Origin of the sequence: Vibrio sp. 16, from assembly GCF_963681195.1 — a bacterium.
In the GTDB taxonomy this organism is placed as follows: Bacteria; Pseudomonadota; Gammaproteobacteria; order Enterobacterales; family Vibrionaceae; genus Vibrio; species Vibrio sinaloensis_D.
In genome coordinates, this window is sequence record NZ_OY808998.1 from 1,156,489 (window position 1) to 1,180,354 (window position 23,866).

At 47.2% G+C, this 23,866-nt stretch carries 21 protein-coding genes and 1 pseudogene; 7 read left to right on the plus strand and 15 right to left on the minus strand.

What is annotated here, in order from left to right:
• Positions 1-2,424, plus strand: a complete 2,424-nt coding sequence (locus U9J37_RS19475) for a formate C-acetyltransferase/glycerol dehydratase family glycyl radical enzyme (protein ID WP_005469935.1) — start codon at positions 1-3, stop codon at positions 2,422-2,424.
• 75 nt (positions 2,425-2,499) lie between these two features.
• Positions 2,500-3,240, plus strand: a complete 741-nt coding sequence (locus U9J37_RS19480) for a DeoR/GlpR family DNA-binding transcription regulator (protein WP_005470013.1) — start codon at positions 2,500-2,502, stop codon at positions 3,238-3,240.
• A 57-nt stretch (positions 3,241-3,297) separates the two neighbouring features.
• On the opposite strand, the gene U9J37_RS19485 is transcribed toward U9J37_RS19480, so the two are convergent.
• From U9J37_RS19485 to U9J37_RS19535, 11 genes are all read right to left on the minus strand, one after another.
• On the minus strand, positions 3,298-5,556 hold the full coding sequence (locus U9J37_RS19485) for a glycoside hydrolase (protein ID WP_005470158.1): 2,259 nt from the start codon (positions 5,554-5,556) through the stop codon (positions 3,298-3,300).
• A gap of 99 nt (positions 5,557-5,655) precedes the next feature.
• On the minus strand, positions 5,656-6,468 hold the full coding sequence (locus tag U9J37_RS19490; RefSeq protein ID WP_043886559.1) for a DUF2861 family protein: 813 nt from the start codon (positions 6,466-6,468) through the stop codon (positions 5,656-5,658).
• Positions 6,465-7,115 carry a response regulator transcription factor gene (locus U9J37_RS19495; RefSeq protein WP_005470031.1) on the minus strand — a complete coding sequence of 217 codons (651 nt, stop codon included), beginning with the start codon at positions 7,113-7,115 and terminating at the stop codon, positions 6,465-6,467. Before U9J37_RS19495 ends, U9J37_RS19490 begins: the two co-directional genes overlap by 4 nt.
• Positions 7,093-8,499: an ATP-binding protein gene (locus U9J37_RS19500; RefSeq protein WP_005470186.1), complete on the minus strand. Its 1,407-nt coding sequence runs from the start codon at positions 8,497-8,499 to the stop codon at positions 7,093-7,095. Before U9J37_RS19500 ends, U9J37_RS19495 begins: the two co-directional genes overlap by 23 nt.
• A gap of 155 nt (positions 8,500-8,654) precedes the next feature.
• Positions 8,655-8,993 (minus strand): thiamine-phosphate diphosphorylase, encoded by a 339-nt coding sequence (locus tag U9J37_RS19505; RefSeq protein ID WP_198135478.1) that lies wholly within the window; start codon positions 8,991-8,993, stop codon positions 8,655-8,657.
• Between the two features lie 336 nt (positions 8,994-9,329).
• Positions 9,330-9,752, minus strand: coding sequence for a SufE family protein (locus tag U9J37_RS19510; RefSeq protein ID WP_005470212.1), 423 nt, complete (start codon positions 9,750-9,752; stop codon positions 9,330-9,332).
• 6 nt (positions 9,753-9,758) lie between these two features.
• Positions 9,759-10,991, minus strand: a complete 1,233-nt coding sequence (locus U9J37_RS19515; RefSeq protein WP_043886557.1) for an aminotransferase class V-fold PLP-dependent enzyme — start codon at positions 10,989-10,991, stop codon at positions 9,759-9,761.
• Positions 10,984-12,255 carry a Fe-S cluster assembly protein SufD gene (gene sufD, locus U9J37_RS19520; RefSeq protein WP_043886555.1) on the minus strand — a complete coding sequence of 424 codons (1,272 nt, stop codon included), beginning with the start codon at positions 12,253-12,255 and terminating at the stop codon, positions 10,984-10,986. The genes U9J37_RS19515 and sufD overlap by 8 nt, the downstream gene beginning before the upstream one ends.
• Positions 12,230-12,976, minus strand: coding sequence for a Fe-S cluster assembly ATPase SufC (sufC, locus tag U9J37_RS19525; protein ID WP_005470249.1), 747 nt, complete (start codon positions 12,974-12,976; stop codon positions 12,230-12,232). The genes sufD and sufC overlap by 26 nt, the downstream gene beginning before the upstream one ends.
• Positions 12,977-12,980: 4 nt before the next feature.
• The gene (gene sufB, locus U9J37_RS19530) at positions 12,981-14,444 is read right to left on the minus strand and encodes a Fe-S cluster assembly protein SufB (RefSeq protein ID WP_005470293.1); all 1,464 of its coding nucleotides are present in this window, start codon (positions 14,442-14,444) and stop codon (positions 12,981-12,983) included.
• A 2-nt stretch (positions 14,445-14,446) separates the two neighbouring features.
• Complete coding sequence (locus U9J37_RS19535; protein WP_005469967.1) at positions 14,447-14,815, minus strand: HesB/IscA family protein; 369 nt, start codon at positions 14,813-14,815, stop codon at positions 14,447-14,449.
• A 193-nt stretch (positions 14,816-15,008) separates the two neighbouring features.
• Here U9J37_RS19535 and nrdH point away from each other — a divergent pair, with 193 nt between their 5' ends.
• From nrdH to U9J37_RS19560, 5 genes are all read left to right on the plus strand, one after another.
• Positions 15,009-15,230: a glutaredoxin-like protein NrdH gene (gene nrdH, locus U9J37_RS19540; protein ID WP_005470289.1), complete on the plus strand. Its 222-nt coding sequence runs from the start codon at positions 15,009-15,011 to the stop codon at positions 15,228-15,230.
• Complete coding sequence (gene nrdI, locus U9J37_RS19545) at positions 15,230-15,628, plus strand: class Ib ribonucleoside-diphosphate reductase assembly flavoprotein NrdI (protein WP_043886553.1); 399 nt, start codon at positions 15,230-15,232, stop codon at positions 15,626-15,628. Before nrdH ends, nrdI begins: the two co-directional genes overlap by 1 nt.
• The gene (gene nrdE, locus U9J37_RS19550) at positions 15,621-17,753 is read left to right on the plus strand and encodes a class 1b ribonucleoside-diphosphate reductase subunit alpha (protein WP_005470075.1); all 2,133 of its coding nucleotides are present in this window, start codon (positions 15,621-15,623) and stop codon (positions 17,751-17,753) included. Before nrdI ends, nrdE begins: the two co-directional genes overlap by 8 nt.
• 15 nt (positions 17,754-17,768) lie before the next feature.
• On the plus strand, positions 17,769-18,740 hold the full coding sequence (nrdF, locus tag U9J37_RS19555; RefSeq protein ID WP_005470164.1) for a class 1b ribonucleoside-diphosphate reductase subunit beta: 972 nt from the start codon (positions 17,769-17,771) through the stop codon (positions 18,738-18,740).
• 209 nt (positions 18,741-18,949) lie between these two features.
• Positions 18,950-19,099 (plus strand): hypothetical protein, encoded by a 150-nt coding sequence (locus U9J37_RS19560; protein WP_005470038.1) that lies wholly within the window; start codon positions 18,950-18,952, stop codon positions 19,097-19,099.
• A 32-nt stretch (positions 19,100-19,131) separates the two neighbouring features.
• Here U9J37_RS19560 and U9J37_RS19565 read toward each other — a convergent pair whose 3' ends face one another.
• The 4 genes and pseudogenes from U9J37_RS19565 to U9J37_RS19580 form a co-directional block, all read right to left on the minus strand.
• Complete coding sequence (locus U9J37_RS19565) at positions 19,132-20,532, minus strand: class II fumarate hydratase (protein ID WP_005470261.1); 1,401 nt, start codon at positions 20,530-20,532, stop codon at positions 19,132-19,134.
• A gap of 17 nt (positions 20,533-20,549) precedes the next feature.
• Positions 20,550-20,930 (minus strand): hypothetical protein, encoded by a 381-nt coding sequence (locus U9J37_RS19570; protein ID WP_005470085.1) that lies wholly within the window; start codon positions 20,928-20,930, stop codon positions 20,550-20,552.
• A 108-nt stretch (positions 20,931-21,038) separates the two neighbouring features.
• Positions 21,039-22,855 (minus strand): annotated as a pseudogene (locus tag U9J37_RS19575) (putative bifunctional diguanylate cyclase/phosphodiesterase).
• Between the two features lie 113 nt (positions 22,856-22,968).
• Complete coding sequence (locus tag U9J37_RS19580) at positions 22,969-23,856, minus strand: LysR family transcriptional regulator (RefSeq protein ID WP_005469978.1); 888 nt, start codon at positions 23,854-23,856, stop codon at positions 22,969-22,971.
• Positions 23,857-23,866: the final 10 nt, after the last annotated feature.

A 23,866-nucleotide genomic window follows, 5' to 3' on the forward strand; every position in this document is an offset into this window, starting at 1 on the left:
ATGGACCTGAATTACCTTCCTGAGCGTATCAAAGCGCACAAATTGGCACTGGTAAATATCGTAACGCCACCTGTCTGTACCGAGCGTGCAGAGGCATACACTCGTGCTTATCAAGCAAACGAAGACAAACCTGTGATTGTCCAACGTGCGCTAGCACTGCAAGAGCACTTACGCACTCGTACGATTTGGATTAAACACGATGAGTTGATTGTCGGTAACCAAGCGAGCAAAGTGCGCGCTGCGCCTATTTTCCCAGAATACACTGTACGTTGGATTGAAGCGGAAATTGATGAGCTAGCTGACCGTCCTGGTGCAGGCTTTGCGGTCACTGAAGAAGATAAGCAAAGCATCCACAGCATCACACCGTACTGGCGCGGTAAAACCGTTCAAGACCGTTGTTATGGCTTGTTCACTGATGAGCAGCAAGAAATCTTAGCCAGCTCCATCATTAAAGCTGAAGGCAACATGACTTCGGGTGACGCGCACCTTGCGGTGGATAACGAAAAAATCTTGAAGCTAGGCATGAACGGCTTGCTAGAGGATGTTCGTCAGCACCGTGCTAACAATGATGTTTCGACCTTTGAAGGCTTGAAGAAAGAGCAGTTCTATAAATCAGTCGAAATCGTACTGCTTGCGATTCAAGATCACATGGTGAGCTACGCTGAATTGGCGGCAAAAATGGCGTTAGAAGAGACGCGCCCGCTGCGCAAAGCTGAGTTAGAAAGCGTTGCGGCAAACTGTCGTCATGTCGCGAGTGATGCGCCGGAAAACTTCTGGCAAGCACTGCAATTGAGCTACTTCGTTCAATTGATGCTACAAATCGAATCGAACGGTCACTCGGTTTCTTTCGGTCGTATGGACCAATTCCTCAACGAATTTTATGTTCGCGATATCGAAAACGGCACGATTGAGAAAGACTTCGCACTAGAGCTTTTACAAAGCTGCTGGTTGAAGTTGCTTGAAGTAAACAAGATTCGCTCTGGTGCACACTCAAAAGCATCGGCAGGTTCTCCGCTGTATCAAAACGTGTGTATCGGCGGTCAGAAGTTGAATGAAAAGGGTGAGCCTGAAGATGCAGTGAATCCCCTTTCTTGGGCGATTCTGGAATCTTGTGGTCAGTTACGTTCGACGCAACCTAACTTGAGTGTGCGTTACCATGAAGGTTTAAACCAAGAGTTCTTAATGGGCTGTATTGAAGTGATTAAATGCGGCTTCGGTATGCCAGCGTTCAACAACGATGAGATTGTCATCCCTGAATTCATCAAGCTTGGTGTAGAGAAAGAAGACGCTTACAACTACGCATCTATCGGCTGTATCGAGACGGCGGTTCCGGGCAAATGGGGTTACCGTTGTACGGGCATGAGCTTCATTAACTTCGCTCGTATCCTGCTCGCTTCATTGAACGAAGGTGTGGATGCAACAACGGGTAAAGCCTTCTTGCCGCACGATAAGTCATTAGCGAAAGGTAACTTTGAGAACTTTGAGCAAGTGACGGCTTCTTGGGCAGAGCAAATCCGCTACTATACCCGTAAATCGATTGAGATTGATACGGTAGTCGACAGCGTGCTTGAACAGCAGGCACAAGACATCTTCTGTTCAACGCTGGTGGATGACTGTTTGGCTCGCGGTAAAACCGTGAAAGAAGGCGGCGCGAAATACGATTGGGTATCTGGCTTGCAAGTCGGTATCGCAAACTTGGGTAACAGCCTAGCAGCCATCAAGCACCTTGTTTTCGATGACGCGCAAATCACTCAGCCAGAGCTGGCAAAAGCATTGGCAGAAGATTTCGACGGCATGGAGAACGAACAGCTTCGCCAACGTCTTATCAACTTTGCACCAAAATACGGTAACGATGATGATGCAGTAGACCAACTACTGGCAGACGCTTACCAAGTGTACATTGATGAGCTAGGGCAGTTTGTAAATACGCGTCATGGGCGTGGTCCAATTGGCGGTGGTTACTACGCAGGTACATCAAGTATCTCGGCAAACGTCCCATTCGGTGCTTCAACCATGGCAACGCCAGATGGTCGTAAAGCGAAAACGCCATTGGCAGAAGGTGCAAGCCCGTCATCTGGCTCAGACCGTTTAGGTCCAACGGCTGTGTACAACTCGGTCGGTAAGATCCAAGCGAACAAGATCCTTGGTGGCGTGCTGCTTAATCAGAAGTTAAGCCCAGCAGCGGTTGAGTCTGAAGGGGATAAGCTCAAGCTTTCTATGTTGATTCGCACCTTCTTCAACCACCACAAAGGTTGGCACGTGCAGTACAACATAGTCTCTCGTGAGACCTTGCTAGCTGCGAAGAAGAACCCTGAACAATATCGTGATCTTGTTGTGCGAGTTGCAGGCTACTCAGCCTTCTTCACCGCGCTATCACCAGACGCGCAAGACGACATCATCGCACGTACTGAGCACGAGCTGTAACTGAAGTTTCACTTTAGTTTCAAATGAAAGTAAGAGGCACTATAATAGTGCCTCTTACTTTATTGAGCCAGTACGATGAACCCAAGACAAAATGAAATTCTGCAACTCGTCAATGATCGAAAACGTATACAAGTGACTGAATTGGTAGAGATAATAGGCGTATCTGGAGTAACTATTCGTCAAGACCTGAATTTCTTAGAGCATGAAGGTTACTTGAAGCGTGTTCATGGTGCGGCGATGGCACTGCAAAGCGACGACATCGATAGTCGGCTCGAAGTACGCTTTGATATTAAACAGGCATTAGCCAATAAAGCGGCTGACCTAGTTGCTCCTAATGAAACGGTGTTGATTGAAGGTGGCAGTGCCAACGCCTTGTTGGCTAGGACGTTAGCGGAGCGAGGTGACGTTACCATTATCACCCCCTCTGCTTACATCGCTCACCTAATTCGCAATACCTCTGCAAACATCATATTGCTCGGTGGTGTGTATCAGCATCAAGGTGAAAGCTTAGTTGGACCTCTTACCAAGCTTTGTATTGAAAACATTCATTTTAGTACTGCATTTTTGGGTATTGATGGTTTCCACCAAGATACGGGCTTCACTAGTCGAGATATGATGCGTGCAGACATTGCCGACACTATTTTGGCTAAACAGCGTCGCAATATTATCCTCACTGATTCAAGCAAGTTTGGTCAAATCTTCCCTTCTACTATCGGTGCGACAGACCAGATCTCAATATTGCTTACTGATAAATCGGCACCAAAAGCTGATATCGACTTTCTTAAACGAAAAGGTGTGACTGTCTACTTTGGTTAGCACTGCATTTGAGTGGCCACGGGTAACGGTTCCGTGGCGCACTTTGTTCGGTTACATTTATTGACTCTGCCAATCTAACCGAGTGCCATCGCTAAGCTCTGCGTAAATCGCAAGCGGGTCAATGTGTTTGTCACCGTATTTGACGCGCTGTTGGGTAAAGTTAGCCACAATAATGCTGCCATCAGAGTAGGTCGCTTTTTGCACCGTACCGAGCGGGTTTAGCCAAACAAAGTCGGTCAGCGCCTTATCCCACAGAGCCTTATGGAGTGGTGAATAGCCGGCTTGATAATGTTGAAGAGCTTTAATTCTTGGACTGTTAACACTCAGTGCCTCGTCTCTTGTTAAATGAACCATTGCTGGAGTGTTGTATAGCATTGCTGTGAGATCTCGGTACGCTTTAACGTCACTGAACTTTAGGCTATCACTATGCCAATGATGGTTGTTGATGACCTCATCATGAAACACCGCTTGATAGAGTGGGAGACGATATTGAGGTGAAAACAGCAAGCTGCGATAAGGCTCTTTTACCTGTGCTGATTTGAAGAAATATTCCGGCTTGTGATTGGGGTACCAGCGACCTAAGTAGTACTTAGATTGTTTATTCTTGGTCATATCCGGGTCTACCCAACCAAAGCCCACTGTCTCCAATCCGTGAGCAAACGTCATACCTGTGCTGGTTAATGCATTCCCATCTTCAGAACCTAATACCAATGATGTTTGCTGGCTGATCCAATTTAAACGTTTGTTGTAAGCAGACAGGACCTCAGTTTGGCTACTGTTATCTCGATAGTCTTCTCGAGCCATTGATGTACCGTCAACATCAAGGAACAAGCTATTGAACCCCCCGTAATGAGCAATATCGAGAATACGTTGCTTAACATAATCTAAGTGGCAATTTGGATTCAGATAGAAGCCTTTACCGCGAAAACCTGTTTTTTTATCCCCATTAGCTTTTTCAATCGCACAGTCATTACGCATCTCGTCAGGGAGCAAGGCAGTGAGCCATCCATCATTCACACCTTGTGCAATCGCCGTGTTGTATGAGTCGTAAACCCCGACAAGGTAGCCAAGTTGTTTGGCTTTATTTACGCTTTCCGGTTGATAGAAACTTGGCATCCAATTATCAAAGCCAAGCCACAAATGGGAAAGACCCGCTTGTTGAAAGGTGTTAAGCATATCGCTAGATAACGCCTGGCCCCACTTTGATGGTTTAACTAAGTATTGGCCCGCTTGTTTAATCAGCCACGATTTACGAGCCTGTGCCATTTGGTACTGAGTTGCTATGGTGTTGTCAATTAAGCTTGGGTGAGGAACTGGGAATTTTTTCGTTAACGAGGATTGTAATTCGTCTAGCAGCAACTGCTTGTGAAATGCGCTAAACCAACCTTGATCTTTGCTCAATGAAGACAGTTCTTTTTCTGCCTCACGAGACAGGATTAACCCTGATCTTTTTGTATACCATTCGTTTAGGCCCCACCAGTTTTTGACATCCTGAATGCTAATAGGGCCAGTGCCAAAGAGATAAACGTGGTTGGCTGCGATCAGTTTTTTTATCTCTGGGTTACGGGCAATTTTCGCGCTTAAGGGATCGGCTAGCCGCTGAGTCTGTCGCCACGTTCGGTACTGCTTTGCGCCGCTCAATATGTCGTCACCTATAGAGATGTTTACTCGCAGCGGCTGATTACGGTTCAAAGGAGTGAAGTGATGGTTTAGCGCCATATCAACTCGACCTTTGTGGTTCGAGAAGCTCAACTGGTTGTTCGTGGGTGACAGCAAATGGTAGTTGATAAAGCGCCCTTGTTGTTCCGCACTCCAGAAGGGCATTTTCAAGCCTTGAGTCGTATTTGAGCCTGAGTATTCATCAGCAAGGAAGTTTGCCCAAGTTGCATGCTTCACTGGAATACGCATTCCCTCGCTAAGAGGCAATAACAAGGTATCGACTTTCTGTTCGTTGAGTTCAAACCAACCAATCACTAACGGATGTTTTCGGTCAATCTTCAGGTTGTTTGGCGGAGTCAAGGTGAGTTGCAAAACCTCGCCCTCCAGCGACGCTTGCAATTGGATACCACTTGGTTGAACTTGCCAGCTCGCATACGTTGCACTTTTCTTTATCAGCCGATAACTGGAGCTGGTTTGCTGATTGATCGATAGGGCATTGTCATTGATGGACAAACCGTTCCAGTCTATCTGTAAGGTTTCCGGAACAATTGAGACGTGTTGTTTATTTGCAGTGAGCTCAATTGGTTGGGCTAACGTGCTGACCGCCAAAGTGCTGCCAACCAGTAGCGTTGTTAAAAAAGGTAGATTTAATTTCATTGTGAGACTCCGACATTAAGTTAGGAGTATTTAACGTGAATCTACCTAGAGTTTTGTCACCCATTTGTCTCCATTCGAGAATGAGTGATGCCTATGATTTTACTGGTATGGAATGGCAATGCGTTGAATGTATTCGATGCGAACTCCATGCTGAAACTCGACTCGTTCGACGCTAGCACTAAGGTGTTTTGCTTGTGTTTGATAAGGGCTGTTGGCTGGTATTGGCTGCGGGTTTTGTTGAAACGCGACTTTGTGACCTAACATTCGATAATCGCTATCAAACCACTGCCAACTTGCCGACACACTCGGGCAACCTGGAAGGGTTTGTGGCAGGTTCAATTCGACGGTTGGGATGGCGCGCTGTTGATTAAAGGCGAGCCATTGCGACTGGTCTTCAATAGCAATGACTAATCCAATGGTTTGCTCGTCAATAACAAGATTGAACACCCCAGAGCGTGGTTTCTGTAACAACTCAATACTTTCAAATTCTTGATAGCTTTGCCCTGCGGCAAATTGCCCTGAGACTAATGGCGAACCATCTGGGGTATATAACGTGACATCCATGGCGCTCGGGCTGTTCTCTGTGGAAATTCGCACCTGATAGCCTTTCGCCGTGGTACCAAATCGCTTCACAAAGCTGAGCCGCAGGTTGTTAGCCGAACTACCTGACAGAGCGCTCCCACAATCGGTCTGGTGGAGGACTTCTTGTTTCACAGGTAACCAAAGCTGGTCGTCAAGTTCGTGCTGACTGAGAGCAAGGGTTAGCTCTTGCCAAGCGAGTTGAGGTTGTCGATTGAGTGTTGCTTGATAAGCCGGTTGCAACGGCGTATCAAGGAATAGCTCACTGTGGCTAGGTGTCGAGGCGACGAGCGCGATCAAAAACGTGGCGCCAAACAATGTGGATTTACTCATTGGTTTGCCTCTCTCAATCGGTAGCCTACGCCTCGGTGGGTTTCAATGTTTAAGCTCGGCAGCTTTTGGCGTAAATGCAAAACGTGATTGTCGACCGTACGCGTGTTTGGAAAGGCTTCATAACCCCAAATTTTATTGAGCAACTCATCGCGATGAAATACTCGACCTTGATTTTGTACCAGCAATAATAAGAGTTGAAACTCTTTGGGTTTGAGTGCGACCGACTGCGGCCCAATGCTTGCTTGGCGTTGACCTATATCTATTTGGATGTCGGCATAATTGAGTTGGCCGCCGCCTAAGGGACGAAGCTGAGAAGTGACACGCGCGAGCAACTCATCGGTAGAGAATGGCTTACTTACATAGTCTTTAGCGCCGGCCATCAAGCCTTCCACGCGCTCTTCAACCGTGACTTTGGCCGTTAACACAATGACTGGGAGTGCCTTAAGCAACATCCAATGTGGGAGATGCTGTAAGCTATCGCCGTCGTCCAACTGTCTGTCGAGAATCACCAAATCTGCTTTATACCAGAGCTTTTGGGCTTGTTCGCTGTTTTGCGCCCATAAGCATCGGTAGTGATTATTTTCAAAGACGCTGACGAGGCCTTGCCCTAGGAGTTGATCGTCTTCAATCAGAAGTATTGTGCTCATACGGCAGCTCCAAAATACATCGAGTTGGTTTACGCAGTAAGATTAGCTTGCCATTAGCGAGCTTTATAAGGTGGGCAACGATGTGTAATCCTATGCCCATGTTATCGCTGGACACCTTTCTTCGCCTAAACATGCGCTGCCAAGCATTTGGGAAATGCCCTTGATCTTGAACTTCAATGGTCAGTGTTTTGCCAAGGTGCGCGCTGACATAGACTTCGCCTTGACCGTGTTGTTTCGCATTTTTGATCAAGTTGTCTAAACAAACAGAAAGCCAGTAATAGGGTAGCGTTATCTCTTTATCTTGATTAAGTGAAAACTCGACCTGATGTTTGTCACAGCAATGGGTAAGCCAATCATGTACCGAGGCCGTTTGGGATAGCAGTGCGGTTCCCTTGTTGGCATTTAGGTAGACTTTGCTGTTCTCTGTCAGTTGCGACAGTCTTTGGTAATCGGACAGCAAACGCCAAAACGCTTGCTGAGTCTCTGAATCAAACTGATCGAATTGATCACGAAACAGCTCGATGGTGAGCCCTAAGCTGGTGATAGGCGTTCTCAACTCGTGAGTTAATAATTGTAGAACAAAGCGCTTTTCTCGCTGCTGTTTGTGTTTGAGTACGCTAAGCCGAGCGATAAACACAGCAACTAAAGTGCCGAAAAGCAACAACAACTGCTGCTGACTGAGCCAAGTCGTGTCAGTATGGCTAATACATAAGTTACTGTAAGTTAAGCCGCAACTGTTTCCTGTTAGGGTGATGTTGTAGTGTTTCGCAAGTGGCTGCCAGACATTTTCCGTTACTCGTTTCCAGCCAGACTCTCCACTTAGCCATAAGGCATCACCTTCTAACCAAGCTCGGTAACCGTTAATCAAGGCTTGTTTACCTTCTGCAGAAAGCGTGGAGACTTGTGAATAGAGTGGGTTATTCGGGTTGGATAAGCTGGTGAAGGCAAGAAGCTCGGGTGAGAATACTTGGTTATGCGCTCTACCTTGTTCCAAATAGCGATCTGCGTAGCTGCCACCCGCGGGATGCAACAATGTGTGATTGGCAAACCAAGCGGGATCAAGCGCTTTGTTTTGGCATAACGCCAGCTCAAATTCGATTGCGTCTGAGATTCGCTGCGGTGCATTCGCAGTTGCTCGGCAGAAGGTGGCAACTTGCTCCAGTGTGCGTAAGTCTTGCCAGCTAAAGCGCTCGAAATTTGGGTACTGACTGCTTGATAGCCACAGTGCTTTTGGAAACTGAGCAATATGAGATTGCTTAACGGTGACCTCTGTCTGTTGCCACGCTTCTTGGTACAATGCTTGCCATTGATGTTGTAAATCTTGGCCAAATGCCGCGCAAGAGAAAAGGTAAACCAGCGAGATGAGGTACAAGCGCCCAAGCATCAGAGAGTCCAAAATCAAAACAGTGAACAGATTTTAGAACGAATCAGCAGGGTTTTGTAATCTATCTGTCAACATTTGTCGAAGCGGGATCAGGTATCCCACTTCGAATGAAATAGACAACTCAAAAGAGTGAGTGATATTGGGCCTGCTTGACGTCAAATACAAATCGCGATTGTACCGGCCACCATAAGTGCAATCATCGCATACCAAAAGTACTGAGAAGTGGTATCCGCGACATTGCCTTTAATGTAGTTAATCTCTTCGTTTGCGGTAATTACAAACTCATTGTAGTCGATGTTTAGCTCCGCCTTATTGTTAGACAGCTCTTGCTGTAACTTGCTAAATGCCTGATCAACAAATGTTTTAATGTCATTGACGGTATCATTCGTGAAGTTAAGGTTGTTCCAGATCGCCATACGAGATTGGTATTCACTTTCACCGACGAGGTTAAGAACGCGCAGATCATATTCACGCTTGATACGTTCTTTTCCGATGCGATTCTGGCTGATGCCTTTAAGTTTGTTCACAACGAGTACTCCAATAAAGTCATGTAGATAGTTGAGAGCGTTTACATGTGCTCAAAAGGTTAATAGAACGAGTTCTTTAAAAGGGGGCTATCTAGGGGGAGCGTTGTTGGGTCAACCAGATAGTTTGGTTGCATCGAAGAGTCATCAATATTAAAGAGCATAATAGGCCCACAGCGCTAGGGACGGGCGCAGTGTAGTGACTAGGTGTGAGAGCAGCAACTGATGGATTTTATCTAGACGACAAACGATTTTGTTTGAGAGTAAGAGGCCAGAGCGTAGGCCTCTTGACGTGATGTCTATTGGCTATTGGGGGAGCGGTGTAATGTCACTTTGAGCCGCAAGATGGCGAACGTGTTGAATAATGGCATCCAGCCCTTGTGTTCTTCCCGGAGTAAGGTGAGATTTTAACTCTAGCGAATCAAACCAAGCATGAACGTCAAAGCGCTTCGCGTGCTCGACACTTTGCTTATCGTAGGCAATCGAAATCAACGACAATAACCCCTTAACGATGGAAGAATCGCTGGTGGCGCGTAAAGTGAGAATTCCTTGCTTTGAGCATTGAATATCGACCCAAACCTGACTTTGGCAGCCAGCTACGAGGTAGTCAGCTCGCTGTTTATCCAACGGGTAGGCGGGTAAGCGTTCACCGAGTTCGATGAGATAAAGATATCGCTCTTCCCAATCGGCGCAGCGGCTAAAGTTTTTGAGTACTTTTTCTGGTGTCATGATTAATCACCTTAACAACTGGCTGATTCGTTGCAACGCCTGACACAAGTTGTCGATATCGTTTGAACTGGTGTACAGTCCTATAGACGCGCGACAGACAGAGCTTTGGCCGAGCTTTTTTACCAGTGGCATGGCGCAGTGGTGGCCAGTTCGAATTGCGATCCCGTACCTGTCTAGAAATGCGCCCACGTCAAACGCGTGATGGCCTTTGAGGTTAAATGAGATCAAGCCGCTGCGATTTTTGCTCTCTCCATAGATTTCGATTCCAGCCACGTTGGCTAAAGACTTTTCCATGTAGTGCATAAGCTTGGCTTCGTGAGCCGCGATTGCGTTCAGGCCGATGTTTTCAACATACTCAATCGCAGCCCCTAAACCTAATATACCCGCGATGTTGGGCGTCCCAGCTTCAAACTTCCACGGCGCTTGGCCATAAGATGTGCCGATGGGAAGCGTCACCTGATCGATCATCGCGCCGCCCCCTTCCCATGGCACCATGCTAGTCAAGTGCTCGGTTTTGGCGTAGAGCACCCCAGTACCTGTTGGGCCATAGAGTTTGTGGGCAGAGAAGGTATAAAAGTCGCAGTCTAACTCGCTGACATCCACTTGCTGATGCATAACCGCTTGAGCACCATCGATCAATACCGGCACGTTTGCTTGGTGCGCCAGTTTGACTATATTCTTCACCGGATTTACCTGTCCCAGTACATTGGAAACATGTGTCAACGCGACTAAGCGCGTTTTGTTGTTGAGCAGTTTTTGCAGCTCTGCCACATCGAGTTGGCCTTGGCTGTTCACTTCCCAGACGCGAATCTTTACACCGCAAAGGTCGGATAACAGTTGCCACGGGACAAGGTTGGCATGATGTTCCATCTCAGTGACGATGATTTCGTCTTCTGGTTTTACTTTTGGTCGAAGGTAACTATTGGCCACTAAGTTGATGGCTTCAGTGGTGCCTTTGGTGAACACAATATTGCTGGCTTCGTCGGCATTGATGAAATCAGCAACTTGAGTTCGTACCAGCTCCATGTCTTCGGTCGCCTTGGCGCTGAGATAGTGTGCGCCACGATGAACGCTAGCGTAGTCGCGCTGGTAAAATTGCGTCATTCTCTCGATCACTGGAGTAGGCGTCTGAGCGGTGGCGGCCGTATCAAGATAAACCAGCGGTTTACCATAGACTTGCGTACCTAGCGCTGGAAAGTCCTTTGCCCACGGGCTTACAATGGGAGGTAAATCAGCCATGGTTAACCTCTTTGTGTAACGAGTCTGCAAGTCTGGTATTCACGTAACTTCGCAGGCTTGGATGGCGGATTTTGTCGGCAACCTCGCAAACGAACGCGGACAACAGCATCTGTTCGGCTTGTTGTCGGTTTATTCCTCTGGCACGCATATAGTCAATTTGATTGTTATCCAGTTGCCCCGTGGTTGCGCCGTGGCTACATTTCACATCATCGGCGTAAATTTCTAACTGAGGCTTACAGTTTATTTGTGCATGGTCACTGAGCAATAAGCTATGGGTGTCCATTTGGCCATCAGTTTTCAGGGCGACCGGATCAACGTAAATCATGCCATCGAATACCGCGTTGCCTTTGTCTCGACCGATAATCTTATGCATTTGCTCGCTGCGGCAGTGTGGAGCATTGTGCTTAAGATACGTTCGGCTATCAAACGTCTGCTCATCTCTCGGCATGGCGACGCTGTTCATCGCCAACTCTCCATTATCGCCGCTCAGTTCTGAGCTGGTTTGATGACGCACCAACAGGCCTGATAACAGCACGGCCGTCGAATTCGCTTTGGCATCTCTTTGCAAGCGAATATCGTTGTGGCCAAAGTGATGTTGCTGGTTTGATTCTTCGATCAACTTGGTGTGCTGGTAGTTAGCACCTTCACCAATATAGCTTGTTAATCGTGACAACGTCACTCCACCTCCTTGCTCAAGTGAGATGTGGTGCTCGATCACTTCGAGTTCCGATAGGGGAGCCATCTCAATATGATGGCGATAGCTACACACTTCGCCATTTTGACCCGAGCTGATATGCAGCAGATAAATGGGTTTGGTGACTCGCGTATTGGGCTCGACTTCAATCAGCACGCCCCCTGACGCTGTCGCATCATTTAGGTAGGTAAACGCATCGGCTCGCACTGAGCGCGAGAGCTCATTGGTTTCGACTGCGTTTAACACGTTGAGCGGAGTGACCCGCACTTTAGGAATCCAATCGGAACATCTTGCTGAAAAGTGACCATCAAAGAAAACGAGTCGATAGGCATCGATACCTAGGCTGAGCCCTTCATAGGAGATATTTTCCGCTGACTGCAAGGCCGCAGGTTGCAGTGGCAGAGAATAGAACTGTTCGAGAGGCGTGTACTTCCACCCCTCTTCTTTAGCGCTAGGTAAACCCACAGATTTTGCTTTAACAAATTGATTTTGTTGCCAGTCTTGGCCCTGTACTAGGTGCTGTAAGGTATCCACTGAAGGACAGTTACTCTTCACCAGTAATCCACCCATAGCCTTTCTCCTCTAGCTCGTGTGCCAGTGTGTGATCGCCTGATCGCACGATTTTTCCTTTGTACAAGACATGCACATAATCTGGTTTGATGTAATTCAGAATTCGTTGGTAGTGTGTGACAAGAATGAAGGCTCGCTGACCATCTTGCAGAGCGTTAACGCCAGAAGAGACGGCTTTTAAAGCATCTATGTCTAGACCAGAGTCCGTTTCATCAAGAATGCATAGATCGGGTGATAACACTGCCATCTGCAAAATGTCGTTGCGCTTTTTCTCGCCGCCGGAAAACCCTTCATTCACTGAACGATTGAGCAGGGTGGTTGGCATCTTGAGTAGATTTGCTTTCTCTTCCAATAGATCTTCAAAATCAAAGCGATCTAACGGTTCTTGGCCACGATAATTACGAATTTCATTTAATGCGGTATTGAGAAAAAGCTTGTTGCTGACACCCGGAATCTCAACTGGGTATTGGAATGCAAGGAAGACACCTTCACCCGCCCGTTCTTCTGGATCGAGTTCGGTTAGGTCTTTACCTTTAAACAATATCTCACCCGCATCAATGTCGTAGTCGTCTTTGCCGGCGAGTGTCGCAGAAAGGGTACTTTTACCTGAGCCATTCGGCCCCATGATCGCGTGAACTTCACCCGGATTCACCGTCAGGCTGATGCCTTTAAGTATTGGATTGTCTTCTACACTCACGTGCAGGTCATTAATTTCTAGCATTGATTTATCCCACGCTATGCTCAAGGCTGATTGAAAGCAGTTTTTGGGCTTCTACAGCAAACTCAAGCGGTAATTCTGAAAATACGTCTTTGCAAAACCCGTTTACAATCATAGAAATAGCATCATCCTCACTGATGCCGCGTTGCACACAGTAAAACAGTTGGTCTTCACCGATCCGAGAGGTGGTTGCCTCATGCTCCACTTGAGCCGTTGGGTTTTTCACTTCGATGTAAGGGAAGGTATGTGCGCCACATTGAGTGCCGATCAACATGGAGTCGCATTGGGTGAAATTACGCGCCCCTTCTGCGTTGGGCAGTATCTTGACTAGGCCGCGATAACTGTTTTCACTCTTACCCGCGGAGATACCTTTGGAGATGATGGTAGAACGCGTGTGCTTGCCGATATGAATCATTTTTGTCCCTGTATCGGCTTGTTGAACGCCATTAGTCAGCGCCACCGAGAAGAATTCCCCAACAGAATAGTCACCCTTGAGTATGACACTTGGGTATTTCCAGGTAATAGCAGAACCCGTTTCAGATTGAGTCCATGACATCTTACTGTGGTCGCCTTCGCATACGGCTCTTTTGGTAACAAAGTTTAAGATGCCGCCTTGGCTATCCTCTTCGCCAGAGAACCAGTTTTGAACGGTCGAGTATTTTACTTCTGCACGATCATGAATAATGACTTCCACAACCGCGGCGTGCAGTTGGTAGCTATCGCGCATGGGGGCTGAGCAACCTTCGATGTAGCTGACATAAGACTCTTCGTCAGCGATCAATATGGTGCGTTCAAACTGGCCCGTCTTCGCTTGATTGATGCGGAAATAGGTCGACAACTCCCTAGGACATCGAACACCTTTAGGGATGTATACAAAGGTGCCGTCGGAGGCGACAGCTGCATTCAACGCGGCAAAAAAATTGTCTTCAGGCGGAACGACGGTACCTAGATACTGCTGTACCAGTTCGGGGTGCTCTTGGATCGCTTCACTAAACGAACAAAAGATGATTCCCAACTCTTGCAGTTCATTCTTGTAGGTTGTGGTAACCGAAACGGAATCAAAAATGGCATCAACGGCCACCTCCGCACCTTCACGAACTGGCACACCGAGTTGCTCAAAAGCGGTTTCAACTTCTTTGGTCAAATATTCATTGGAACCATCATCTGAGCAGCCTGTGTCACAACTTGCGCAGCTTGGTGCAGAGTAGTAGCTGTAGTCCTGATAATCCAGCTCGGGATACTCGGCTTTGAGCCAGTGCGGCTCCTCCATCTGCTGCCATTTCCTGAAGGCATCTAACCTAAATTGCAGCATCCATTCTGGCTCACTGCGTTTTGCTGAGATAGCACGAACAACGTCTTCGTTGATGCCTTTGGAGAGAGTGTCAGAAGAAAGTTGGGTATAGAAACCCTCTTTGTAATGACTGGTTTGGAATAGTTCTTCGACTTCGGGCTGTGTTTCAACTGCACACATGATCAAACTCCAAAGCTTTCGCCGCAACCGCAAAGGTTTTTCACATTGGGATTGTTGTAGACGAAATGACTGTTAAGGCCCTGGCGGACGAAATCCAGTTCAGTACCGTCAAGCATCGGCATGGCGCTCAACGAGACATAGAAAGGGGTGTTGTGTGACTCAAATCGCAAATCATCCTCTGCGATGGTGTCGACTAGCGTGACTTCATAGGCAAACCCAGTGCAGCCAGAAGGGCGGACACTAAGGTGAAAATACTGTCCTTGTTTGGTTAGCCCCGCGACGCGTTTTGCCGCGCTCTCAGAGAGACGGACTCCTTGCCACTCCATATCGTGAATAGAGATTTGAGTTGAATCTGAACTTGGAATACTCATTTAAAATTCCTAAATTCCTATTGTTCGCAAATGCATGAGAATGATATTGATTATCATTTATTTATCAACCATGAGTTTAGTGAGGGTAATGCAGTTGGTTTCTATATATTGACAAATAGTTACCTAGCAATACTATATGTAGATTCAATTGATAATAATTATCATTATGTTTTAATCCGAGAGGTATTTCTTTATGGACATCGTCGTATATTCCAAGCCCCAATGCGTTCAGTGCACCGCGACAGTAAAAGCACTTAAAGCCAAAGGCATCGCACACAAAGTGATTGATCTGACGCTCGATAACTCGGCGATGCAATCTGTTCAATCGATGGGTTATCGGCAAGCGCCCGTTGTTGTGGCGGGAGCGAAACATTGGTCTGGTTTTCGTCCAGATATGATCAGTCAGCTCCCCTAATGATTGTTTATTACTCCAGCGCGTCGGGAAATACTCAGCGGTTCGTTGAAAGATTGGAGGTAGATTCAATTCGACTTCCGATAAACGCCGACGAGCCTATGCCGATTCTAGTTAAGCCTTATGTTTTGGTTTGTCCCACCTATGCGGATGGAGAAGGGCGCGGCGCGGTACCGAAATCAGTGATCAAAGTTCTCAACCATGCAGAAAACCGCGCGCACCTCAAAGGGGTGATCGCCTCGGGAAATCGTAACTTTGGTGAACTGTTCGCCCAAGCTGGAAATATTATTGCGCATAAATGCCAGGTCCCTGTGCTTTATCGCTTCGAACTTTCAGGAACCCAGCACGATATTCAAGCCGTGCAGCAGGGACTCGAACAATTTTGGAAACAACATGGATAACCAACTTAGCACCGAGCCGCTCGATTATCACGCGCTCAATGCGATGCTTAACTTGCTTGATGAAAAGGGCAATATCCAGCTAGATGCTGACCGACAAGCCGCGCGTCAATTCTTCTTACAGCACGTTAACCAGAATACGTTTTTTTTCCACAACTTGGCGGAAAAACTCGATTACTTGGTAAACGAAGGCTATTACGAAAAAGAAGTTTTAGAACAATATGATAGAGAGTTTCTCCAACTGATTTGGGATCGCGCTTATCAAGTCAAATTCCGTTTTAGAACCTTTCTTGGAGCGTACAAGTTTTTTACCTCTTATGCACTGAAAACCCGCGACGGAAAGCGCTATTTGGAGCGCTTCGAAGACCGCGTTGTGATGACGGCACTAACCCTTGCGCGTGGTGACAAAGCGTTTGCTCTGGATCTCATGCAAGAGATCATTTCTCAACGTTTTCAGCCTGCCACACCAACGTTTATCAACTCGGGGAAGAAGAGTCGCGGAGAGCTGATCTCGTGTTTTTTGCTGCGTATTGAAGACAACATGGAGAGTATTGGTCGGGCAATTAACTCATCGTTACAGCTCTCTCGTCGAGGGGGTGGGGTTGCCCTTCTTTTAAGTAACCTGCGTGAACAAGGCGCGCCGATTAAAGGGATACTCAACCAAAGTTCAGGTGTCGTGCCTGTCATGAAGCTGCTTGAAGACAGCTTTTCTTATGCGAATCAGTTAGGTGCTCGTCAGGGGGCTGGCGCAGTGTATTTGAACGCGCATCATCCGGACATTATGCAGTTTCTTGATACCAAGCGGGAAAATGCCGATGAGAAGATTCGCATCAAAACCTTGAGCTTGGGCGTTGTGATTCCCGATATTACCTTAGAGCTCGCCAAGCAGAACAAAGACATGTATTTGTTCTCGCCTCATGATGTGGAGCGGGTCTACGGTGTGCCTTTCTCTGAAATCAGCGTGAGTGAGAAGTACTATGAAATGGTTGATGACCCGCGTATTCGCAAGAGTAAAATTTCGGCGCGTGGATTGTTCCAAACCCTTGCAGAGATTCAGTTTGAGTCCGGTTATCCTTACCTTATGTTTGAGGATACGGTGAATGCAGCCAATCCAATAAAGGGAAGAATTAACATGTCAAATCTTTGCTCCGAGATTTTGCAGGTTAATGATGCCTCTCACTTTAATGACGACTTGAGCTATGCCCACCTGGGGCGTGATATCTCGTGCAATTTGGGTTCAATCAACATCGCGAAGGCGCTAGATGGCGGCCACTTAGCCCATACTGTCGAGGTGTCGATTCGCGCGCTCAACGCCGTGTCTGAAATGAGTGCAATAGACAGCGTTCCGTCGATACGTAGAGGCAATGATGAAAGCCACGCCATTGGATTAGGCCAGATGAATCTGCACGGATTTTTAGCTCGCGAGCAAATTCACTATGACAGCGAAGAGGCCGTCGATTTTACTCGTGCTTACTTTGCCACGACCTTATATCACTGCTTAACCGCTTCAAACAAATTAGCTCAGGAGAAGCAGCAGGTCTTTGTTGGTTTCGAACACTCTCAGTACGCCACTGGCGAGTTCTTCGCCAAATACTTGCAGCAAGACTACTCGCCTCGTACGGGTATTGTCGCGGCACTGTTTGAACGATTGGATATGCAGGTGCCGTCGATTGATGATTGGCAGCAGCTTCAGTCTAAAGTGATGGAGTCTGGTTTGTACAACCGCAACCTGCAAGCGATTCCGCCGACAGGCTCGATCAGTTACATCAATGACGCGACGGCTTCTATCCACCCAGTCACCGCAAAAGTCGAAATTCGTAAAGAGGGCAAGATTGGACGGGTTTACTTCCCTGCGCCATACCTGAGTAATGACAATCTCGAGTACTTCAAAGATGCCTATGACATTGGCCCTAAAGCCATTATTGACGTCTATGCAGCAGCGACAGAGCACGTCGACCAAGGCTTATCCCTGACGCTGTTTTTTAGTGATGAAGTGACCACTCGTGATATCAACAAAGCCCAAATCTATGCATGGAAAAAGAAGATCAAAACGCTCTATTACATTCGCATGCGCCAAAAAGCCCTTGAAGGTACGCAAGTTGAAGGCTGCGTCTCTTGCTCGTTGTAAACAAGGAACCCCATTATGAGTCACCCACATACTGAACCGGTTCGAGCGATCAACTGGAACCGAATGCAAGATGATAAAGATCTCGAGATCTGGAACCGCTTAACGGTGAATTTTTGGTTGCCCGAGAAGGTGCCACTGTCCAATGACATTCAAACTTGGAAGCAACTGACGCAAGAAGAGCAAACCCTGACGATACGAGTTTTTACCGGCTTGACTTTGCTTGATACCATTCAAAATACCGTTGGCGCGCCTGCCTTAATGGCTGATGCTCGCACTCCTCACGAAGAAGCGGTGTTGACCAACATCGCCTTTATGGAAGCGGTACACGCACGCAGTTATTCGTCTGTATTCTCGACCTTGTGCACCACGCCACAAATTGATGAAGCATTTCGTTGGGCTGAAGAGAATCCGCTGCTACAAAAGAAAGCTCAGTTAGTACTGGAAGATTACCTAGCACAAGACGACCCGCTCAAGAAAAAAGTGGCTAGTGTTTTCCTTGAAAGCTTTTTGTTCTATTCCGGTTTTTACCTGCCCATGCACTGGTCGAGTCGAGCAAAGCTGACCAACACCGCAGACTTGATTCGACTGATCATTCGAGACGAAGCGATTCATGGCTACTACATTGGCTATAAGTTTCAACTGGCGTTTAACGAACTGTCACAACAAGAGCAAGCTAAGGTTAAGGATGAGGCTTACTCACTGATGTTCTCTTTGTATGAAATTGAAAGCCAATACACAGAATCGTTGTACGACCAAGTGGGTCTGACAGAAGACGTGAAGCACTTCCTACACTACAACGCGAATAAAGCGCTGATGAATCTTGGATTCGAACCTCTGTTTCCTGATGAGTTGTGTCAGGTTAACCCAGCCATTATGGCGGCGCTGTCGCCAAATGCCGATGAGAACCACGATTTCTTCTCGGGTTCTGGTTCGTCTTATGTCATTGGTAAAGCGGTTGCCACCGAAGATGAGGACTGGGATTTTTAGCTCAAGCCAACTTTTCGGCTAAAGCAAAAGGGTAGGGCACTCGGAGCAAGCTTTATCAGTTCCGAGTGCCGCTTTATTACTTAGTTAAATGGCAAACGATGCGTTGATGGTTAAAGGGGAGTAAGAATAGGTTAGCGCCATTGCACCTCGAAGGGCATTTACGTAGAATCGCCGCTCCTTGATTCAATCTGTATTTTAAGGAAATACCGATGAACGCCACACAAGCTGTAGCGGCGCATTCCGCGGAGCACATGACGTCTAGAAAGCGTGATGTTGCACTCCGCGAACTGATGTCGCTGGCAAAAATGGCCGCAATGATTGCGGTGCCTGCTTTGCTGATTGCCCTGGCTTGGATTTAAACCAGAGCACACTGCACAAGGATGTGTGCTTTTTACTGCGCAACCCCACCTTTTGTTAGCTGAGTTGGATCGAGTAAACGTTCTAATGTCGCTCTATCCAGATCGGTCTCTTCTTCTGCCACCTCAATTATGGCTCGGCCCTGTTTATAGGCTTTCTTCGCAATATCCGCCGCTTTGAGATAACCAATTACTGGGTTGAGTGCAGTGACCAAAATTGGGTTACGTGACAGCGCAACTTGCAAGTTGCCTTCGCGCACGTTGAAGGTTGCGATGGCTTTGTCTGCTAGTGCAATCGCTGAGTTAGACAGCAGCTCGATGCTTTCAATTACGTTGTGAGCAATAACCGGTAGCATGACGTTAAGCTGGAAGTTGCCTGATTGGCCGGCAAGGGTAATGGTGGCATCGTTACCAATCACTTGCGCAGACGCCATAGCCGCCGCTTCTGGAATCACAGGGTTGACTTTACCTGGCATGATTGAAGAACCCGGTTGAAGGCCTTGCAATTCGATTTCGCCAAGACCCGCAAGAGGACCAGAGTTCATCCAGCGGAGGTCATTCGCGATTTTCATGGTGGCGACTGCGGCTGTTTTCAGTTGTCCAGACAGCGCGACAATCGCGTCTTGCGAACTTAGGTTGTAGAAGAAGTTGCTGCTGGCAGTGAACTGGATACGCGTCGCTTGCGATAGGTTATCGGCAAATGCAGAAGCGAATCTAGGATCGGCATTGATGCCTGTACCTACCGCTGTACCGCCTTGAGCCAACGCTTTAACCGCCGTCAAGCTATGAACAATGCCGGTGCGAGCTTGCTCGATTTGGTATTGCCAACCACCAAGCTCTTGATCGAATGTTACTGGCATCGCATCCATTAAATGGGTACGGCCGGTTTTGACAACTTGCCCCACTTCTTCTCGTTTCGCTTTAAGCGCGTTAATCAGATGATCAAGAGCAGGAAGAAGCTGTTTCTCAATTGAAATTGCGCTGCTGACTTGGATGGCGGTTGGTACAACGTCGTTACTACTTTGGCCCATGTTGACATGGTCATTAGGGCTCACGTCTGCACCAAGAACATCGCTTGCTAACGTAGCTATCACTTCATTTGCATTCATGTTTGAACTGGTGCCTGAGCCAGTTTGGAAGACATCGATTGGAAAGTGTTCTAAGTGCTCTCCGTCGATGATTGGCTGAGCGGCGTCAGCAATTGCATTGGCAATGTCACCTTCGAGTAAACCAAGCTGAGCATTTGTTAGCGCTGCGGTTTGCTTAACATAAGCGAGTGCTTGGATGAAAGCGACCGGCATCTTGTGGCGGCTAAAATGGAAATTGTCGACCGCACGTTGAGTTTGAGCTTGGTAAAGCGCATTTTCAGGTACTTGCACTTCTCCCATGCTGTCCTTTTCAACACGAAATGATTGCGAGTTTGAAGGTTGAGTCATTTTTATTCCTTACGTTATCAGTCTAAAGGCGCTTGAATGCGCTGTAGTTGTTGTTGTAATTGAAGAAATCGAATATCACCGTCATCCCAGTGGTAATAAAACCGCTTGAGACAGAGTAGGGGCGTGTGAATGGAATCGAGGCAGACACGACGAAATATTCGGCTGCGAATTGGGTCTTGGATGGCGTCCAACAAGTCGAAATAGAGCCGTCTTAGGAAGAGCTCACACAGTAGTGTGTTTTCATTAGTCGCTCCGGGTTCATAAAACGACGACAGGTTCATTGCGCTGTGGATGTAGTCTTGAATAACGTCGGGTTCAAAACCACCAGACGTGAGTTTATTGTTAAAGCGGTCCTGTGCTTTAAAGAAACACAAATACAAGGGTTGCTGGCAATGCATGATTCGCCTCGATCTTTTAATCTTAATGATAATTATTATCAAATAAGATCTTTTTATCAACCCTGCTTTCGGTATGGAAAAAGAAAACCGGCTAGCGAAGGGGGGAAGCTAGCCATTAGAAACATGCTGCTGTTTATCCAAAAGTGCAGACTGCATTTCAATGATTTCTTCAGGAAGTGCAGGGCGAGCAAAGTAGTAGCCCTGAATTTGTTCACATCCCATCGCGTAAAGCTTGTCTAGCGCTTGTTGGTCTTCAACCCCTTCAGCGACTAAGCTCACTTGAAGTCTATTCGCTAGCTGGATGATGAGCCAAACCACACTTTCAGACGTCTCGTTGGTTAACATATTGCGAATAAACGTCGCGTCGATCTTGATGCAGTCTATTGGGTAGCTGTGAATGTAGTTTAAACTCGAATAGCCAGTACCAAAGTCATCGAGAGCCACGGTAAAACCAAGTAATCTGAGTTTATCTAAGATAATTTTCACTTCTTTGGTGCGTGAAAGGAGCACGGTTTCAGTGAGCTCGATGGTGAACTCTTCCGGTTTAAATCCGTAGTGCTCAATGGTTTCTAGCAAGTGTTCTAAATACCGTTTGGCATTGGTTATTTCATAGGCAGAGCAGTTCAGCGCGAGCTTTACTTTATGCCCCAATCCTTTTTCAAGTTTCTGTTTAGCGGCGCAGGCCAATTCAACAATTCGCTCACCAAGCTCAATGATCAGTCCTGATTGCTCCGCAGCTTCGATAAACTCCAGGGGAGAAATCGCACCAAGCGCTTGGCTATTCCAACGAGCAAGCACTTCGAAGTAGTTCCATTGTTCAGAGTGGCGACTGACAATTGGCTGAGTCACCACGTAGATCTCGTTTTCTCTGGTCGTGGGGTCTAACTCGTTTCTTAACGCATCAATGATCATTGCTCTTCGATAGTATTGTGAGCTCAAGTGGGTGTCATAGCATTGAATGGATAGGTGTCGAGACTGGCATTTAACATGATTTGATCTGCATTTAAGCTATGAGCACTGTAGCGAGCTAAGCCGATGCTGACTTTCACTCGAATGGTGTGGGCTGGGTCTTGATACCCTTGTTCAAGTCTATCGATGATACGATTACACACTTCAAACGGGTCGCCAGATAGTGAAATAAAGGCGAACTCATCCCCCGCTATACGAAAGGCCAGCTGTTTGTCGTGGACTGTTTCTTCAATCGTCTTGGCGACGAACTTGATGATCTGGTCGCCAATGTAATTGCCATACAGGTCATTGATTGACTTGAAGTTATCGATATCGATATAGGCGAGTGTAAACGGAGTTGTCCCGATTTCGGTCAACCGTTCGAGCTTATCCGCCAAAAAGCTTCGATTGAGTAGGCCAGTCAAATTGTCGTGGGAAACCTCGAAACTCAGTTGATTGACCAAGCTGTCTGAGCGAGCTGAAAGCCATTTAGCACGTAGGCTGTGAACCACAACATGGGCGAACAGCTTATGGTGATAAATCATCTCTTCGACATCATGTAACTCTCGGGTGAAACTGGAGAGAAGCACGCCCAACACTTCGCCCGTTTCTGAACGAAGTGGTACACCTAAATAGGACTTGATGCCATTTTCTTTGAGGTACACATCGTGAGGGAAGCGTTTTACAACTTCGTTTTCATACAGGACGTGGTCAAGTTCTGTGTTGGTGACCGTTGCACAGGGTGTTGCCGTTAACGCATAGTCGAAAGGGGGTTGCAACTGATTCTCGCACGCGAAAGACAAGGTGGTAGCTTTGGTTTTGAAGCGATCAACCTCTATCAAGCATGTGCAAAAACTTGAATAATTCTGATGCAACACGAGGGTTACGTTGTTGAGCAGTTCCGCGCCATCTAAACTCAGTGTTTTATTGATTACATCCAAATCAATAGACGGAGCGATCATTGTATTCCTAGCCATAGTAGAACCCATATTGAGTGACTTGAGTCACATGTTGTTAGTATTGGTTCACATTAAATATGGTATAGGTCGCATATTATCGCAAGTGAGATTGTCGATTTATCCCTTCGACTTTAGTCCGATCGCTCTTTGGCTAGGCGCTCTTTTAAATAGTCCAAAAACAGTTTGGTGCGCGTGTGTTGGTAGTCCAATTTAGGGTAATAGGCGTACACGGTCGCTTCATCTGCCGTGATGTTTGGTAAGATGCGTCGAAGCGTGCCGTTATTGAGATCGTCTTTGATCATCACATCGTTTGTGACCAAGATTCCCATGCTGTTTTTCGCGGCATAGAACATTGCCTCTGGGTTGGTTGTTGCAAAATTGCCAGACAGCATGATGCGTTTTCCCTGCGTTAGTGTGATCTCTCTTTGCGGTCTCTCCCCCCATATCAGGGCATTGTGCGAGGTCAATTCTTCGATTGTTTTCGGTTCTCCGTGAGTCTCTATATAGCTTGGTGAGGCATAGAAGCCCGCTTTATGCTCGAAGAGTGGTGTCGCTTTGAAGCTAAGTGAGTTGAGTTGCTCCAACTCGCGACTGATAAAAAGATCCAAACTCAGCTCTGGCAGTTGCCCTGGTGTCGTTGTGATTAGCTGAATGCGAATATCGGGATACATGCGAAGAAAATCATTCAAGTATTGGACGAGAAATTTCGATCCTACCGCTAGCGTGGCACCAATTTTTAGTAACCCCGCAGGACTTTGGCTCACCGAGCGAGTCTCATCGACAATGGATTGCCACTCCTCCAGTTGCATTTTGGCTCGTTCGTAAAAAAGAGCCCCGGCCTCGGTCTGTGTTACTGTCCGGGTGGTGCGCTTTAAGAGTTGTACGCCAATTCGCTCTTCTAACCAGTGGACTCGTTTGGAAATAGCAGAGCTGGTGGTGTTCATTTTCCGCGCTGCGCCATTGAAGCTCCCTTCATCAACCACACGAATATAACTGTGAACGCTTTGAATCCAATCCATACCATTGCCT